15 protein-coding genes are annotated in these 17,709 nt (G+C 57.8%); all 15 read right to left on the bottom strand.

Annotated elements, in window-relative coordinates:
- Window positions 1–13: 13 nt before the first annotated feature.
- A complete protein-coding gene (locus HW273_RS07840) occupies window positions 14–208 on the bottom strand; it encodes a flagellar FlbD family protein (protein WP_179011248.1) in 195 nt (64 codons plus the stop codon).
- Window positions 209–259: 51 nt separating this feature from the next.
- Window positions 260–1,264 carry a flagellar hook-basal body complex protein gene (locus HW273_RS07845; protein ID WP_179011249.1) on the bottom strand — a complete coding sequence of 335 codons (1,005 nt, stop codon included), beginning with the start codon at window positions 1,262–1,264 and terminating at the stop codon, window positions 260–262.
- Between the two features lie 221 nt (window positions 1,265–1,485).
- Complete coding sequence (locus tag HW273_RS07850; RefSeq protein ID WP_179011250.1) at window positions 1,486–2,046, bottom strand: flagellar hook capping FlgD N-terminal domain-containing protein; 561 nt, start codon at window positions 2,044–2,046, stop codon at window positions 1,486–1,488.
- Window positions 2,047–2,058: 12 nt separating this feature from the next.
- Complete coding sequence (locus tag HW273_RS07855) at window positions 2,059–3,315, bottom strand: hypothetical protein (protein WP_179011251.1); 1,257 nt, start codon at window positions 3,313–3,315, stop codon at window positions 2,059–2,061.
- Window positions 3,316–3,318: 3 nt separating this feature from the next.
- Entirely contained in the window at window positions 3,319–3,750 is a 432-nt protein-coding gene (locus HW273_RS07860) for a flagellar export protein FliJ (protein ID WP_179011252.1), read from the bottom strand.
- Window positions 3,747–5,075 (bottom strand): FliI/YscN family ATPase, encoded by a 1,329-nt coding sequence (locus HW273_RS07865; RefSeq protein ID WP_179011253.1) that lies wholly within the window; start codon window positions 5,073–5,075, stop codon window positions 3,747–3,749. The genes HW273_RS07860 and HW273_RS07865 overlap by 4 nt, the downstream gene beginning before the upstream one ends.
- A gap of 15 nt (window positions 5,076–5,090) precedes the next feature.
- Window positions 5,091–6,044, bottom strand: a complete 954-nt coding sequence (locus HW273_RS07870; RefSeq protein ID WP_179011254.1) for a FliH/SctL family protein — start codon at window positions 6,042–6,044, stop codon at window positions 5,091–5,093.
- Window positions 6,031–7,104: a flagellar motor switch protein FliG gene (fliG, locus tag HW273_RS07875; protein ID WP_179011255.1), complete on the bottom strand. Its 1,074-nt coding sequence runs from the start codon at window positions 7,102–7,104 to the stop codon at window positions 6,031–6,033. The genes HW273_RS07870 and fliG overlap by 14 nt, the downstream gene beginning before the upstream one ends.
- Complete coding sequence (gene fliF, locus HW273_RS07880) at window positions 7,091–8,752, bottom strand: flagellar basal-body MS-ring/collar protein FliF (RefSeq protein WP_179011256.1); 1,662 nt, start codon at window positions 8,750–8,752, stop codon at window positions 7,091–7,093. The genes fliG and fliF overlap by 14 nt, the downstream gene beginning before the upstream one ends.
- A gap of 15 nt (window positions 8,753–8,767) precedes the next feature.
- Window positions 8,768–9,094 carry a flagellar hook-basal body complex protein FliE gene (locus HW273_RS07885; RefSeq protein ID WP_179011257.1) on the bottom strand — a complete coding sequence of 109 codons (327 nt, stop codon included), beginning with the start codon at window positions 9,092–9,094 and terminating at the stop codon, window positions 8,768–8,770.
- A 199-nt stretch (window positions 9,095–9,293) separates the two neighbouring features.
- Complete coding sequence (locus HW273_RS07890) at window positions 9,294–10,982, bottom strand: methyl-accepting chemotaxis protein (protein WP_179011258.1); 1,689 nt, start codon at window positions 10,980–10,982, stop codon at window positions 9,294–9,296.
- A 70-nt stretch (window positions 10,983–11,052) separates the two neighbouring features.
- Window positions 11,053–13,272, bottom strand: coding sequence for a putative bifunctional diguanylate cyclase/phosphodiesterase (locus HW273_RS07895; RefSeq protein WP_179011259.1), 2,220 nt, complete (start codon window positions 13,270–13,272; stop codon window positions 11,053–11,055).
- 232 nt (window positions 13,273–13,504) lie between these two features.
- Window positions 13,505–15,487: a TRAP transporter permease gene (locus HW273_RS07900; RefSeq protein WP_179011260.1), complete on the bottom strand. Its 1,983-nt coding sequence runs from the start codon at window positions 15,485–15,487 to the stop codon at window positions 13,505–13,507.
- A 253-nt stretch (window positions 15,488–15,740) separates the two neighbouring features.
- The gene (locus tag HW273_RS07905) at window positions 15,741–16,271 is read right to left on the bottom strand and encodes a DUF1850 domain-containing protein (RefSeq protein ID WP_179011261.1); all 531 of its coding nucleotides are present in this window, start codon (window positions 16,269–16,271) and stop codon (window positions 15,741–15,743) included.
- Window positions 16,243–17,277, bottom strand: a complete 1,035-nt coding sequence (locus HW273_RS07910) for a TAXI family TRAP transporter solute-binding subunit (RefSeq protein WP_243206769.1) — start codon at window positions 17,275–17,277, stop codon at window positions 16,243–16,245. The genes HW273_RS07905 and HW273_RS07910 overlap by 29 nt, the downstream gene beginning before the upstream one ends.
- Between the last annotated feature and the right edge of the window lie 432 nt (window positions 17,278–17,709).

Genomic DNA, 17,709 nt, shown 5'->3' on the forward strand with positions numbered 1-17,709 from the left:
TCCAAATTCCTCCTTATGCTTCCCTTCCCGCAAGGATAGAGCGAAGAAATGCCGTGACCTTCTCCATGACCTCCTCCACGCTTTCCTTCACGAGGAAAAAATCGCCGGTCGTCAGCTTGACCTTCGTCTCAGGGATGCTCTTCAGACTGAGAATCTGAAAATAGTTCAGGTAAATGATCTCTCCGTTCAGCTTCTCCAGCTTAATCATCTCGTCCCTCTCTTTCTCCGTACAGAAGCACAGAAACCTGCCATACCGGAATTACCGCTTCATATTGACGAGCTCCTGCAGGATCTCGTCGGAAACCGTGATGATCTTCGAGTTCGCCTGGAAGCCTCTCTGTGTCGTGATCATATCCGAGAATTCCTTCGCGAGATCTACATTGGACGCCTCAAGATAGCCGGACATCAGGGTCGGCGTCGCGCCGCCCGGCTCGGAAGCCGTCACGATACCGGTATTGTCGCCGGATGAAGCATTGAAGGTATTGTTGCCTGCCTTCATCAGACCCTCCTGGTTCTGGAAGGAAGCGACTGCCACCTTTCCAATCACGACAGAGGTTGCCACGCCATCCTTGTCCACCGTCGCCTTGATCACGCCGTCGTTGCCGATCTCGACGCTCTTCAGCTGAGATGCCGCACCTGTGAAGCCGGGCGTCCCTCCCGGGATGCCTGCGATGTCCGCAGCGGACGGCGCGCGCAACGCATGCAGCGTCTTGTCGTCGTCTCCGCCGCCATACTTCGTCGGCTCCAGCAGATTATCCGGACGGAAGCCGTAGACGAAGTTTCCGTTGCTGTCCACCATATAGCCGTTCGCGTCGATCGTGAACTGCCCCACCCTCGTGTAGGAGAAGTCATTGCTCTTCAGCTCCTTGGTCGTCGCCGCCGTATCGTTCCGCTTGATCGTCACAGTTCTCGAGGTAGAATCCAGATTCGTGGAGTTCGTAATGAAGAAGCCGGAGCCGTTGATAGACGCATTAAAACCGCCGACGTAGGACGGTGTACTGCTGGTGTAATCGGTCGCGATTGAGCCGGTCAGTGCACCGTAGCCGTACTGCGCCGGATTCGCGCCGCCGATCGTCCCCAGATTATCCCCGTTTTTCTTGCCGCCGGACGAGGCGCTCGAGGTCTGATACATCGTATCCTTAAAGCTGTAGCTCTGCGCCTTGAAGCCGAAGGTATTGACATTCGCGATATTGTTGCCGATGACGTCCAGCTTATTCTGGTGGGCCCGCAGACCAGCCACCGCCGAATCCATTGCTCTTAACATTTCTCTTCCTCCTCTGTCAGAATATATCACCGAGAGTCTGATGAAACCGCGGCATCGCTTCGCGCTTTCCGCAGCCCCCTCTTACATTGTTTTCTATGAATATATCAAAAAAATAAATAGTCAGACCGGCAAAAATAGATTAAAGCATTTCCTGAAGGGAATTGCTATCCTTATCCGTTTTTACATTGTATTAAATTCAGTACAATAATACGTGCTCCGCACTATATCCGTTTCTTTTCTTCGATATCCCTCCCTGAAATGGCTGCACCGGGTCCCGCCGCAGCGGACGCGGCCTTCCCGCTCTTCGGTCTTTCCGCGCTCCCCCGGCTCTTCCCGCCAATTACAAGAAGATTCTCCAGCGGATACTCTGTGGCATCCCCCGCGAGACGGAAGGTCGGCTCAGAGCCAGAGAGATTGACTGATTCGATCACGCCGGATCTCGTCTCATTTTTCTGCCCCGCCATGAGATCATTTGTCTTCACCGGCACCTTCGCTGTGACGCTCTGCCCTATCATCCCGGTCAGGTAGCTGGACTTCGCGAATGCCATCTGCGCCCTCAGGCTGCTGGTCATCGTCCCGAGAGACTGCACCATTGCCATCTGCGTCATCTGCGCCATCATCTCGCTGTTGTCCATCGGATTTGTCATGTCCTGATGCGCGAGCTGCGAAGCGAGAAGCTTGAAATAGCTCTCAATCGTCAGTGTATTCTTCGAATTTGCCGCCGCACTGTAGCTGCCGCTCGTATACGGACTGTTGCTCACCGACTGTATCAGATCTGCCATGCTTCTCCTCCCTTATACCAGCCCCAGCCGAAGCTGCTGCAGAAAATCCCCGGATTCCTGTGTTCGCTCCCGAATCCTCCGCTCCAGCTCCTCTGCCGCACGATCACGATTGTCCGAATTGTTACCGGAATTCTGCATCTCCGCTTCCGCCTGCCGCTCCGGGATCAGTACTGCAGTAACTGTCCCGGTCTTCTCCGTAATGATCTGCGCCATCTCCTGCGCATTCCGGCTGAGGAGCTCCATCGTCCTGGCGTCGTCCGTATAGAGACTGACTCTCGCCTGCGCGCCCGTATAGCTCACTCGCAGCAGGATCTGCCCGAGATTCCTCGGCTCCAGCTGGATCAGCAGCTCTCCTCCCAATCTGTTCCGAAGCTGCGAAGCGATCCGATCACTGAGCGACGCCGGAAGCGCTGCCGCCGTCGTCGGGAGCGTATCCCGCGGTACATTCTCTGCGGGTATATGCTCCCCCCCTCTCTCCTGCCGCACAGTCATGCCGTGCGGAAAAACTGCCGCGTTTCCGGATTCACCGGCTCTTCGCTCCGTCCGCATCGTGCTGCCGCTTCGAGGCGCTTCTCCGATAACAGGCTCCTGTGCAGCCTCTCTCTCCGGCGATACAGCTCTCGGCTGCGCCCCCTCGGCGCGGCTCTGGTATCCGCGGCTGCCCGCATCCTCTGCATACTCCGGCAGTGCTTCCTCGGACAGCTCGGTTCTGTCCTCCTCTGCGGCCTCCGCCGTCTGCATCGCCGGCAGCGGCAGCGTCGCCCCCTCGGTTCGCTTCGTAACAGGTGCTTCCTCCGAAGCGACCTCAGACAGAGTACTGTCGTTCCACACGTCGGCGTTTCGTATCACCGCCGGTTCCGGAGCATCCTGCGGAAGAGCATCGGAAATCCCTGCGGGAAGCTCTGCTGCACGCTCTCCCTCCGGCAGTGTCTTCTGCGCGAAGAGGAGCAGGGGAACGATCCCGAACGGAACGGCTTCATTCTGCACAGTCTGCTCCTCCGCCTTTTCGTCCTTCTCTGTCCGTTCCTTCTTTTCCGTATGGATCTCCGCGTTTCCCGCGGACTTCTCCGCACTGCCTCTTCCGTCCGCCCTCCAGTCCTCCGGCTCTCTCTTCGGCACAGGGAGCGCGTCGTCCGTCCGCAGCCTTCCGCGGGCATCCTGCAAAAGCGCGGAAAAATCCGTCTCCGCAGCCCTTCCGACGCGTTTCCGCAGGGCTGCCGACTCCTGCCGGTACGCTGCGCTCCCTACCCTGTTCTCCGTCATTTCCATCCCTTACCTCTTGTGTATGATGAATTCCTCGATAAACCGCTCGTCTGCCTTCCGAATATCCCTTTGATAATCGGAAAGCTTGTGTTCCTTCAGCTTCTCGAATTTCGATACATCTACCTTCGCCTCCACAAGCTCTGTCTGCTTCCGATCTGTCTCCTCCTGCAATTTCCGGAGACGTCCCTCCTCAAGGAGGATCTCCTCTGAACGGCGATCGAGCACCTCCTGAAAGAGCTGGAAACGCTGGATCGCACCGCCCCTCTGCTTCAGCTTCCCGAATTCCGTCTCCAGCTCCCGCCGCCTCTCATAGAGCAGCTCCAAATACTGCCGCTGTCTGCGGAGCCGCGCCATCACCTCCGAGAACTCTCTCTGTACACGGTCGAGAAGCTGTGTCTTATAGTCCATCACCGTCTCGAGACTGTATTGAAATTTCTTCATCTACGCGCCTCCTCAGGCTCTTCGCCGACGCTCCTCTCCAGTGCCTCCAGGATCTCCTCATAAGAGAAGCTCTCCCGTGTTTCCTGCATCAGGAAACGATTGATCGCCGGATTCTTCTCCACCGCCTCATCCAGCTCCGGATTCGTTCCCTTTTTGTACGCCCCGATGGCGATCAGATCCGCGTTTTTCCGATAGAGCCCCAGCAGGTTCCGGAGGCGGTTCGCTGCGGCGCGATGCCGCTCCGAGACGATCTCCACCATCAGACGGGAGATGCTCATTCCGATGTCGATCGCAGGGTAATGGTTCTCCGCCGCGAGCTGCCGGGACAGGACGATATGTCCGTCCAGTATGCCCCGCACCGTATCCGCGATCGGCTCATTGGTGTCATCTCCCTCGACCAGCACAGTGTAGACACCGGTGATCGAGCCGTGCCGGAAGGCGCCCGCACGTTCCAGAAGCCGCGGAAACTCTGCATAGATCGACGGGGTATAGCCTCTCGCGATCGGCGGCTCGCCGGTCGCGAGCCCGATCTCCCTCTGCGCCATCGCATAGCGGGTCAGCGAATCCATCATCAGGAGGACATCCAGCCCCTGATCCCGGAAATATTCAGCGATCGTCGTCGCGACCAACGGCGCTTTCAGGCGAAGCATCGCCGGCTGATCCGAGGTCGCCACGACCAGCACCGTCCGGCGCATCCCCTCCTCTCCGAGATCCCGCTCGACGAACTCCAGCACCTCGCGACCCCGCTCTCCGACGAGGGCGATGACATTGATGTCTGCCTTGACATTCTTCGCAATCATCCCGAGTAATGTGGACTTTCCGACGCCGGAGCCTGCGAAGATCCCGATACGCTGTCCCTTGCCGATCGTATTCAGCCCGTCGATCGCTTTGATGCCGAAGTCAAGCCGCTCTCGGATCGGCGGGCGTTCCAGAGGATTCATATAGGAGGTATTGACCGTATAGAAGCGGCTCTCCGGAAAGGGCGCGCCGCCGTCGATCGGAACCCCCTCCGCACTGACGATCCGCCCCTTCAGGAAATCCCCCACCGGGATCTGCAGCCGGTGCCGTGTATTCCGCACGAAGGCACCCGAGCTGATCCCCACGCCCTGCGCATAGGTCATCAGCTGGATATGATCGCCCTTGAAGCCTACGACCTCCGCGGGAATCTGCTGCTCCATCTCCTCCGAATAGATCATGCAGATATCCCCGATGCTTGCCTTCCCCGCACCGGATGCCTCCATCGCCATGCCGACAATATTCTCGATCTTTCCGATATTCTCGACCGTTTCGGTCTTTTCGATCGCCGCGAGCACATCCTCAAACACAGCGGACTCCTTCCCTTATTTTTCCTGCTCCTCCCGCGGCTCGAGCTGGGAGAGCTTCGTCCGCAGATTCTCCATCTGTGTCCGGATACTGAGATCTACGATCTCGTCCGGCGTCTCCATGATGAGCTTTCCCCTCTCGCTCTTCTCCGAAATCACGAAGCGGATGCTGCGGGAAACGCCGGACAGCTCCGAGGCGATCGCACTGTCTGTTTCCAGCAGCATTTCGTACTCCGCCTTGTCCATATAGATCTTCAGCCATGCGGTTTTCTTCAGCTTCTCCGCCTCCTGCAGGATCATCTTGCGGACGACCTCTCCGCTGCTCCGGAGACTGACATGGATCACCTTCTCCGCGACAGCGACGGCGACGTCCTTCAGCTCGTCCAGATAACGGCTGAGCCGCTTCCGTTTCAGCTCCTCGATATTGCCGAGAGCAAGTGCGCAGTCCTTATAAAACTGATCCAGCGCCGCCCTGTGCTCCTGCCGGAGCTCCTCTGCCGCCGCTCTCCTGCCGTCCTGCCTGCCCTCCCGCAGCCCCTGCTCATACCCCTCAAGCCTCGCCTCCTCTCGGATCTTCTCCGCCTCCCGGCGGCTCACCGCGAGGAGCTTCTCCGCCCGCTCGATGCTCTGCTTCGTTATCTCGCCGATGCCGGAGCGAACCGCGAGGGAGCTGTCCGCCTTCGGCTCTTCCGCTCCGGAAGGCGCAGCTCCGGAAGAAAACGGCTCCTCTCTATCCGCCGGAAGCATCTCCGTTTCCTTTCCCCTGCTCTCCTCTGCACTTCCCTGGTGGAAAATCGTACCCAGAAAGCTGCTGTAGCGCACCGGATCACTCGCCGCGTGGGACAGGCGCTCTCCGGTACGCTCCCGATCGGCAGGCTCCGCACTGTCGGAGAAGATGATCGCGTCCTCCGTAAGGAAGCTCCGTGCCTCCGTGTCCCCCATCGCTTTGATCACCGACTTAGACGAGAACATTATCCGCATCGCCTCCCTTGTTGATGATTACCTCTCCCTGATCCTCGAGCCGACGGATCAGGTTCACGATACGCTGCTGCGCCTCTTCTACGTCGCGGAGACGGATATTTCTCGCATTCTCCATATCGCCGCGGACAGTCTCCGCCATACGCTTCGACATATTGCTGAAGAAGATCTGCCGCATCTCCTCGTTCGCCGTCTTCAGGGCGAAAACAATATCCTTGGAATCGCAGTCGCGGATGAAGCGCTGTACAGAACGGTCGTCCATCGTGAGAATATCCTCGAAGACAAACATCTTATCCTTGATATCGGAGGATAGATCCGGATCGGTGACATCCAGCTCGTCGAAAATCCGCTTCTCGTTGCTGCGGTCGATATGGTTCATCACATCCGCTACGAAGTCGATGCCGCCGAGGTTCATATTGTCCTCGCTGGTGATAATGGTGTCGAACTTCCGCTTCATTTCATCCTCTACGATAGAGATCGCCTCCGGACTGACGCGATCCATCTTCGCCATTGCCATCACCGTCGGGATGCGCTTCTGCTCCGGCAGATTCTCCAGCACCTGCGCCGCCTGCTCGGAGTCCATATAAGACATGATGAGCGCGATGACCTGCGGACGCTCGCTCTGCAGGAGCGAGAGCAGCGCCTTCGGATCTCCCTTCGAGAAGAAGTTGAAGGGCTTCGACTGCAGGGTCTGGGAGACCCTGTCCAGAAGCATCTTCGCTGCGCTCTCCCCGAACGCCTTCTCGAGGATGGAGCGGGCGTACTCTATGCCGCCGTCCGTCATCATCTTGTGTGTAAGGCAGAGCTTATAGAACTGCTCCAGCGTCGACTCCACCTGCTCGTTGCTGGTCTTGCCCATTCGGGCAATCTCAAAGGTCAGCTCCTCGATATCCCGCTCGTTCAGGTATTTATAGAGCTGGGAAGCGCGGTCGCTCCCCAGAGAGACCATCACGAGCGCCGCCCTCTGCCGCCCGGAGAGGGGCGCCGGTGCCGTCTCTGCCCCTGCATGCTCCGCAGCGCTCTGCGCCGAAACCGCCTTCTCACTTTCCGCCATTGCGCTCGCCCTCCTCTCTGAGCATCGACTGGATCAGCTTCGCCACTACCTGCGGGTTCTGATCGACGAACTCTCCGATATTCTTCTTCAGCTTCATGCCGCGTTCGATATGCGACTGGGACTGTGCCATCTCCGGCATATCCAGCTCTCCCTCCTCCGAGGGCTCATCGGGAAGCGGGGCGGAAAGTCCCATACTGAGGGACTCGCTGCTCTCGAGCTCCTCATCACTTAAGCTAAGCGCAGCCTTCCGCCGCTTCCGTCTCCGAAGCAGCAGGATGATCAGCAGGATCACGAGCAGCAGGAAGGAGACAGCCGCGCCGATCAGTGCCCAGAGCGGGAATGCCGGTACCGGCATGCTGCCTGCATCCGCAGTATTCTCCGCAGTATTCTCCGTCTGTCCGCCCTTCATCATATCCGGCGCACGCAGCACTGTAATCCGATCCGCCGCATCCGCCCGCGTAATCCCGGCAGCATCCGCAACCAGATTCTGCAGCTCCGAAACCGGAATGGAATTGTCCTCCGTCTGGATCACCACTGCGACGGAGAGCTCCTGCAGGACGCCCGGCGGCAGCTCCCGCTGCTCCTTGATGACGTTGTAGAACCAGTCTCTCGCGGCACTGGAATTGCTGTAGCCGTCCGCCGTCGTCTGCGAGCCGTCGTTATTGGTATAGCGCGGCGTATCCGCATTGGCATCCGCCCCCACTACGCCGGAAGCATTTTCCCGACTCCCGCTCGCGTTCTCTCCGCTCAGCTCCTCATGATAGAGAAGCCCCGTCTTGTCCTCCTCGTTCCGCTTATCCGGCACATTATAGGTCGTGGACTCCTGCACCAGCCGCGACATATCGAGCGTCCCCTTGACCGAGACCTCGACATTTTCCATACCGTAGAGCTTCGCGAGGACACGGCGGATGTTCGCCGCGATCCGATCCTCCACCTGAGAGGTCAGTGCGGCGAGACCGGCTCCGCTTCCCCCCTCCGCATCGGAATCTGCGGAAATCTCCTGCATGGTCGCAGCATCAAAAACAGACACATTCGTGAAGTTCATCCCCTTCACCGAACGTGCCACCAGATTCTTGATCGCCGCGGCATTCTTCTCCGAGAGCGTTTCGCCGTCCTTCATCGTGACGACGACAGAGGCGCTGGCGTCCTTCGTCTCATTCTCCTCGATCACATAGGTCTGCTTCGAGCCCTCCGCGATCGTCACCTTCGCGTCCCGCACGCCGTCGAAGAGTCGAACCGTCGCGCCCAGCCGATCCTGCAGATCATAGAGCGTATACTGCTGCTTGTCCGACTCCGTCGTCATCAGTCCGGAATTCTTCAGATACATATCGTAGGTGAAGCCGCTCTTCGGGTAGCCCTTGCTCAGAAGCTCCGCACGGAGCGCATCCGCCTGCTCGCCGGGCACCCTTACCGCGCCCTTCGTCCCGTCGTAGGTATACTCCACGCCGTCGTCCTGCAGGAGCCCGACGACCTGCTTCGCTTCCTCCTGACTGAGCCCTGTGAACAGGGTCTGGTAGCTCGTATCTCTTCCGCGTACCAGAAAAAAGAATGCCGCAAGGATCGCGATCAGCGTCACCGCCGATACTCCTGCCAGCACTCTTTTCGAACGTGTGGACATATTCTGCCAAAGTTCTCTGAACCGCTGCACTTTATCTATCCCCTATCAGATGTTCATCTTCATCAATTCGTTGTAGCCCTCCAGCGCCTTATTTCTGAGGCCGATCAGGAGCTCCAGACTCACCTGCGCCTTCGCCTCCGCGATCGGCAGGCTATGGGCATCCTCAAGCTGTCCGGTCGCGAGGAGGTACTGCTTGTTCTCGACCTCGAGCTGGGAAGCCCTCACATTTTCTACGGCGCTCCGGAAAATGTCGCGGAAAAGTCCCGCATTGTCCGCCCCACCCGCCGCGCTCCGGCGCGAAAGACCGGGTTCGGGAGAAGGCGCTCCGAGCCTCCATGGCTGCATCGCCGTGATAAATTCTGTTCCGTCCATGCTTCCTCCGTCTATATAAAAGCCAAAGCCTTACTCGTCCAATTTTTTGTAGTCTATCATTTGGATTTTAAATTTACAAGTATCTGCGGCATAATTTCACGAAATTCTCAAAATAATTCCTGTTTTTATTCCTGATAATGTGGCAGCTCTGTCAGGAAACGGAGTATGCCGCATAAGAAAACCAATCGCCCTCCGATGTTTAATAGCGGAGCTTCTCCAGCATTTCCCGAAGCGTCGAGGCATTCTCGCTGAGATCCTGCGCAGAGGCGGAGCTCTCCTCAGAGCCAGCGCTGTTCTTCTGCACAACCTCAGAGATCTGCTCCAGTCCGCTCGACACCTCAGAGACGAACGCCGCGTCGCTTCCCATCTCGGAGACGATCTTCCCGACCAGCGCATTGCTTCTGTCCGAGCTCTCCTGCACCTCGTTCAGCGATTCTGCGGTCGCGCTCATCAGCTTCACGCCCTTCTGCACTGCCTCCAATGTCCCCTCGATGATGGACTGCGTCTCCGCCGCCGCGTCCGCTGACTTTCCGGCGAGGTTTCTGACCTCGTCCGCTACCACCGCAAAGCCCTTGCCTGCCTCTCCGGCACGCGCCGCCTCAACCGCCGCGTTGAGCGCGAGGATATTGGTCTGGAAAGCGATGTCATCGATCGCCTTGATGATCTTCTGCACATGGTTCGATTTATCGGCGATCTCCTGCATCGCCTGCATCATCACCTCCATCTGCCGGTTCTCGTCGGCGATCCGCTGCGCCACCTGCCGATTGAACGCCTCCGCCTCGGCGGCATTCCTTGCGTTGCCGTCCATTCGTGCGGAGAGGTTCTCGATCGACGCGGTCATCTCCTCCAGTGTGGAGGCCTGCTCCGTCGCACCCTGCGAGAAAGCGGCGGCGGCATCCGCGATCTGATGGGAGCCTGCGTCCACCTGTCCGGCAACCTCATGAATATTCCGGAAGATGCCGTTCAGATTGGTACGGATCTGCTCATAGGACTCCGCAATCTGCTGAAAGTCTCCGATATATGCCTCTCGGTTCCTGCTCTCTGCCGCGAAGTTCCCCTTGCTCATCTCGATCATCAGGAAGCGGATGTCGCCGACGAGGGTGCGAAGCATCGATGTAAGCGCGTTAAAGTCCCGCACCATGTCTCCGATCTCATCCTTCCCGAGCTTCTCCTCCGAAACCTCGACCCGAATGCTGCCGCCACGCATCTCCTCTATCGCCCTGCTCATTCTGCATACGCCTCTGGTGATATTCGCGGCGAGCCTGAGGAAGATCGCGAGACTGCAGGAAACCGCCAGTGCGATCAGAATGAGCACCAGAACGGTCGCCCGCGTCCGGAGCCGCCCCACCTCCGAGAGCTTCTCCGCCGCCTCTGTATCGGAGAGCTTGCCGACTGCAGAGAGCGCCGAGACGAAGTTCTCCGAGGTGCCCTTGTTGAAGGTATCATAGTAGCGCATCGCACCCTGAACATCCCCATTTTCCGCCATCGTGAGAAGACTGTCGGCATCCGCCTTAAGCGCCTGCAGCGCAGTTTCCAGCTCCTGCACGAGCTCCGGCGCGCCGAGTGTCGCCTTCATGGATGTGATTTTCTCCTCCATGCCGGCGAAGCGCTCCTCGAAATCTGCCTTCTGCTCCGAAGCAGGATTCCCGACGGGATCCATCAGGGCAAGCAGGATTCGCTTGTTGATGGTCTGGATGTCCTTTCGGATGTTCAGCTGCGCCTTCGTGTTCTCATACTGCACTGTAGAGAATTCCGTCATCAGCCGTGCCATCCGGTCGAAGGCGACATAGGATGCCGTCATCACGCCCATATTCAGCACCGCTATGATCGCCATCGTGATGAGAAATTTCGTTCTCACCCTCTTGTCTCTAAAGCATTCTCTTTTCATCTTTGTCTCCTCCCCTGTCCCTCCTCTCTCCTCTTCGGGTGAGGGACAGCATTCCTATCTTATCTGCCTTTCAGCAGTCGTTTCCGTTTTCTCTGTTCTTCTCCAGAAGCCCGATGATAACCCGATTCGTGACGCATTTCACCGTCAGAAGAAGCTGGAAGCCGGCTGCCTTGACGATCGGCTTCAGGCAGAACTGCATCCAGCGATATCTCCCGCCGGGCTGTCCGGCGCGCAGAAAGCAGTCCAGCACGCCCTCCTCGCTGAGCTGCAGCCTCGACTCCATCGTCCCCGGCTCCAGAAATGCCCAGTACTGCTCCAGATCCGCAGGGTGAATGTATTTTTTTCCGAAGTATTCCCGCATTTCCAGTGTGGAATGCGAGTGCATATCCCGCACATACTCCCGCGACTGATAGATGAAGAAGCAGCGGTTCCGCGCCGGGAAGATCACGCCCGCCAGCTCATACATTTCATAGATGGACTGCATGGTCTCTGCCATCCTGAGCTTCCGGTCCGAGACTCTGCCGTTGGAAAAGTTGTAGATGCTGATGAGAAATGCCTGCCGGTCCGCCGTCTCGCTCAGATATCTCCCGCGGATGGAGCAGAGGTTCCCGCGGAGCATCACGTCGATGCTCTCTACCTGCCGCTTCGCCCGAAGCACTTTCAGGTAGCTCCTGCTCTCGTGATACAGCTCCGCATCCGGCTCATTGAGCGCATCCATGATCTGCCGTTTCCGCAGCTTGTCGATCGCACAGAGGGTCTCCTCGAAGGCATGGTTGCAGAAAACTGCCGAGATCCTGTCGTCGCAGAGCTCGATGATCGCGATCGGCGTCGTCGCATCATAGCCCTGTTTCCCCGTGCACTGCGGCTCTCTCGACGGATAGAGCTCATCCGCGCTCAGCAGGTTCACATAGCCGAGCGCATCCGCATAGCGGCTGTTCTCCCGCTTTTCGAGACGGAATTCATGCGCGCGAAGCTGCTCCATTGTCTCCTGATAGGGCTGCGGTCTTCCTATATAGTAGCCCTGTCCCTTCTCACAGCCGATCTCCCTGAGGAACATAAGCTGCTCCCTCGTCTCCACTCCCTCCGCCAGCGTCCGCACGCCGACCTTCTTCGCCATATCGACGATGGAGGCGATGATCTTCCTGGACTTCTCGCTGAAATCCCGGAGGAAGAGCATATCGATCTTCAGGAGATCCACATCATAGTCCTTCAGGACATTCAGGGAGCTGTAGCCGCTGCCGAAGTCGTCCATCCAGATCTGATAGCCCGCATCATGGAAGCGGCGGATATCCGCCTTGATCTTCTGCGGATCTCCGGCGAGGATAGACTCCGTGATCTCCACATGCAGCATCTCCCGCGGCACGCGGTAAAACCGTGCCAGCGTCTCAATTTCATCGAAGATGTCGCAGAGCTGGAAGTCGAGGCGGGAGAGGTTGAAGCTCACCGGCACGGTCTGTTCCCCCGCCTTCCGGAGCTCGCTGAGCTGCCGGCACACGAGCTCCACGACATGGAGATCCAGCTTGTGAATGAGCTGATACTCCTCCAGCACGGGGACGAACTCTGCCGGAGACAGCAGGCCGAATTCCGGATCTCTCCAGCGCACCAGCGCCTCCAGCCCGCAGGTCTCCCCGCTCAGCGTCCGGATCACCGGCTGGTAATATGCCTCGATCTGCCCCTCCGAGATCGCCGTATAAATATTCTCTACGACCGTCCGTTTCCGAAGCAGCTGCTGGTTCAGCTCCTCGTCATAGTAGCGGTAGCTCAGCCACCGCTGCCTGCGGATGCTCTCCGCAGCGGTCTTCGCGCGGTCGCAGGCGGTATTGATGTCGACATCGCCGGACGGGAGGACATAAATGCCGCTCTTCAGCTCCAGCTTCATATTCAGCTGGATCTCGCTGAACTCGTCGTGGATGCGGCCCACCGCCGGATACACCTCCTCCTTGCCGCAGAAGACGACGAACTGATCCCCGAAGTACCGTCCGACCAGCGCCCGCGGAAAATAATCCCGGATAATGTCGGAAAGCGCGATAATCAGGCTGTTGCCGCGGTCGAAGCTGTATCGCTCATTAAAGCTTTTGAAATCCAGAATATTAAAATAGACTACCGCATAATTCCGCTCGGGATTCCGCCGGGCGATCCACTCTCCCTGTTCCCGGAAGGCGTGCATCTTCATCGTGCCGGTCAAACCGTCATAAATTTGCAGAGGGCGTCCCGCTGCCCTCCGGTCTACGAGATGGCGACGCTCTGCCTCCGCCGGGCGCTCCTGCTGTCTAGATTCATTCCCTTCCATACTGCACCTCGTCTGTGATTATCCTTATTATGTTTTTTTATGACCCTATAAGGCGTATATTTAAACATTTTAACTTATGGTGAAAGTATTATCAATAGGCGAAAATGCTATATGAGGCATAAATTTCTCGTAATAAATATACAACAAAAGACGAGCAAATTTAGGAAAAATTCCCAAATCCACTCGTCTCGCAAGGGTTTTCTTATCCATTTCTATGAGTTATGTTTATGATTCACAGAGCTGTCTCATTATACATCCGCTTTTCCCGCAGTCTGCCTGCCGCTCTCCGCTTCCGGATAGCTTCCGTACAGAAAACCACTGCCACCGCGCCGACCCCCAGCGCGTCGGTCAGCGCGCCCGGGTAGAGCATCAGAAGCCCCGAGAGTGCGAGCAGGATCCGGAGCAGCGGGCGGATCGGACGGAGGAGATAGCCCTCGACCGCCGCAGCAATCGCCGCCATGCCGATGAAGCTCGTGAGGATGATCTGGACGAATGCTCCCGCCGTCGTGTCGATCAGCAGCATGGAAGGGTTCAGGCAGAAAATATAGGGGATCAGGAAAGCCGCGATCGCCAGCTTCGTCGCATTGAAGCCGGTCTTCATCGGGTCTGCCCGCGCAATGGCGGCTCCCGCATAGGCGGCGAGCGCCACCGGCGGCGTAATATCCGCGACGATCCCGAAATAAAACACAAACATATTGGCGCTGATCGGGTGCAGTCCCATACCGGTCGTCAGGATCGGCGCACAGGTCGTCGCCATGATGATATAGGTCGCCGTGGTCGGCACGCCCATTCCCAGCACGATGCAGCAGAGCATCGTCAGCAGGAGCGCGATCAGGAGATGTCCGCCCGAGACCGCCACGATCGTCGAGATGAAGAGCTGCCCGAGTCCCGTCATCGTCACGACACCCGCAATGATGCCGGCGATGCCGCAGGCGACTGCGATCGAAAGGGTGTTTCTCGCACCGGCGGCAAGCGCCTCGAAGAAGCGTTTCGGACGCATTCTCCGCTCTCTGTCGAAGCAGGAAACGAGGATACAGAGCAGGGTCGCGAGGATGGCGCTCCGGCTCATGGTGTAGCCCGCGACAATCAGATAGACCAGTACGACGAGCGGCAGCAGCAGATATGCCTTCGGCAGAAGCTCCCGGAGCTTCGGCAGCTCCTCCCGCGGGATCCCCTTCAGCCCGAGCCGCTTCGCACGGAGGTGCACCATCAGGAAAATGCCTGTGAAGTACAGGATCGCCGGGAGGATTGCCCGCACGACGATGTCAGAGTAGGGCACGCCCACCATTTCCGCCATCAGGAAAGCCGCCGCCCCCATGATCGGCGGCATGATCTGTCCGCCGGTCGAGCTCGCCGCCTCCACGGCCCCCGCGAACTCTCCCGGGTAACCGGTCTTCTTCATCATCGGAATGGTGACCGAGCCTGTGGTCACGGTATTGCCGACCGAGGAGCCGGAAACCATGCCGCAGAGCGCGCTGGAGATAACCGCCACCTTCGCAGGTCCGCCCGCCGCGGAGCCCGCCAGACTGTTGGCGCATTGAATGAAGAAATCCGAGATCCCCGTACATTCGAGGAAGGCGCCGAAGAGAATGAAGAGCACGATATAGGTCGAGCAGACGCCGATCGGCGTACCGATCACACCCGTCGTCGTATAGAAGAGATTATAGACGATCTTCCGGAGGCTCGCGCCGGACAGGAAGGCATAGAACACGAAGCCCCCCGCCACGAGCAGGATCGGCAGTCCGGTCACGCGACGGCAGCATTCGGCGAGAACCAGAATGCCGAGGATGCCGAGGATGATCTCCGTCCGGTTGATCCGCGTCGCATGGTTGATGATCGCGCGGTTATGCAGGACGAAGTAGAAGAAGCTGCCGCTCCCCACAGCCGCGAGAATGATGTCATAGAACGGCACATGATTCACTCGCGGGATGCGGTTTCCGTACTTCCGCGCCGGGAAGAGCAGAAAAACCAGAAGGATCGTGAAGCCGAGGAAGAGCGGTCTCCGGATCCGCTCATCCCATACCGCGAAGAGGTTCATATAGACCGCGAAGAGGGAGAATGCCGCCAGCAGCCCTTTCACTACGAGCCCCGGCACGCCGCTCCACGGGCGCGTATTTGCCTCCCTGTCGAATTTCTTCATGACTCTGACAAGCTCGCTCCCCGCTTCCTCCGAGAGCGCCGTGATCGGTATCGTCTTCCTGTTTTCTCCCTGCATCCTCTTCCCCTCCTCTTTATTATTGTATAAGTCCCCTGTCAAGCGGACGAACGCGAGGCAAGCTTGCTTGCACAAGCGTTCGGACATTTGACAGGACAACAGGTATGAGAGCGTAGCGATGTGTAAGCATCGCGAAAGCGCGAATACCTGTTAGCGATGCAAGAGCTTCGGAGAAGCGAAGCATCGCGCAGGGCTTATAATGGTTGGTGATGCCGAAGTTTTCGGCATGGGTATTTACTGTATAAGTCCCCTGTCAGGCGGCGGCACCGGAGCTGCATTTCTCCGCTGCCGGAAGCGGCAGATTCCCCTGATAGCGAAGCTCCACCCTGCTGGATCTGCCGCAGAGCTCCCGCAGGCTGATTCTCTCCCCGTGAAGCTCCAATATATGATCCGAAACCGTCCCGACGAAGTAACTAAGCGGAGTGATCCGCCGGTCGAAGCCGCTGACGATCATCGCGCCGTCCGGGCCGTAATGGAGCTTCTCTCCCTCCGCAAGCTCTGTTTCCACGCCTGCGCCGAAATCGTAGTAGATCGTCTCCTCCACATAGATGCCGTCTGCCTTGATTTCATAAACGTCGATGAGCGGACTTTTGTTTACGGAATGGATAAAGCCGACGGAGAAGCGCTCCCCCGGCCGAACCGGATACGCTGCATAAAGCGCGCCGCTGTCCGCGTTCAGAATACGGAGCTCCCCGCGAGAGCCGTATCGGACAATGCCGGCTATCCCCAGTCCGCACAGAAGCAGGAGCAGCGGCTTAATCCACCGTAATTCCCTTTTCCGCATAGTATTTCTTCGCTCCTGCATGGAACGGCACGCTGATGCCCTTCGCCGCATCCTCCAGCTTCAGGCTTTCCAGCTTCGCGTGCCCTGCCGCAAGCTCCGCCTGCTTCTCGAACATCGCCTTCGTCAGCTCATAAACCGTCTCCTCCGGCACCTGATTCCCGGCAATGAGCGTCGCCCGAACCGATACGGTCGTCGCATCCGCATCGACACCCTTGTAGGTTCCTGTCGGGATGGTCGTCTCCGTGTAGAAGCTGTATTTGTCCTGCAGCTTCGCGATATGATCGCTGTCGAGCTGTACGAGGCGGATCGCCTTTCCCGCCGCGAGATCCACCACCGCCGTGGTCGGCGTACCCGCCACCACGAAGGCGGCATCGATCTTCCCGTCCTTCAGGGAATCCGCGGAATCTCCGAAGGAGGCATTGACCACCTTGATATCATCGAAGCTCATATCGTATGCCTCGAGGATCTGCTTCGCATTGAATTCCACGCCGGAGCCGGCATCTCCGACGGAAACGGTCCTGCCCTTGAGATCGGCGACGGAAGCGATGCCGCTGTCACAGGTGATGATCTGCACCGTCTCGTCATAGAGTCCGGCGATCGCCGAGAAGCTCTCGTATTTTCCCTCCTCCGAGAAGAGATCCGTCCCGCTGTAGGCGTAGTACATTACATCGTTCTGCACGGTAGCGAGATCTGCCTCTCCGTCGTCCACGAGCTGAATATTCGCCTTCGAGGCGCCGGTTGAGGTCACTGTCAGCTGTGCTCTCTGCAGAACCGGATTCAGCACTGCCGCCATCACGCCGCCGACGGCATAGTAGGTGCCGGTGGTGCCGCCGGTACCGAGCACCAGCTCCGCCCCGCTGCCGGACACCGCAGCCGCTCCTGCCGCGCTTGCCCCCGCTGCACTCGTTCCTGCCGCAGCCGTTCCTGCTGTGCTGCAGCCCGTCAGGGAAAGCAGTGCTGCCGCCCCTGCAAGTACCGCTCCCCAGCTTCTCATACCTTTCCTCATACCTCTCCCCCTCCTCTGTTTTCGAGCCCATGACGTTATAGCACTCTTTCGTTCTATAAGTCTTTCTCATGTCTGAGTTGTGAGTATCATAAGACCTGACTATTTATTTGTCAATCATTATTTTTATTCATTTATTATGAATATTATTCCATTTTTAGCCATTTTAATTCAGTTTAAAGCTCTGTTTTTCGATAATTTGTCAATTAAATTATGATTTAATACATTTTTATCACTTTATAAAATAAAAGACACTGTGTCCTTATATCTGCGTCTTTATATTTTTTTGATACAGGAATTCGCAGATTTTATGAATTCATCCACAGGAGAGTGCGTCTTTCGATTTCGACTTCCGTATTTTGTGTCTGTAAATTATCGCTGCAAAGCAAAGGGAGAGAAAGCCTATCGCCCTCTCTCCCCTCTCTCTGCCCCGCC

It is taken from the genome of Oribacterium sp. oral taxon 102 (assembly GCF_013394775.1).
Classification (GTDB): Bacteria; Bacillota; Clostridia; order Lachnospirales; family Lachnospiraceae; genus Oribacterium.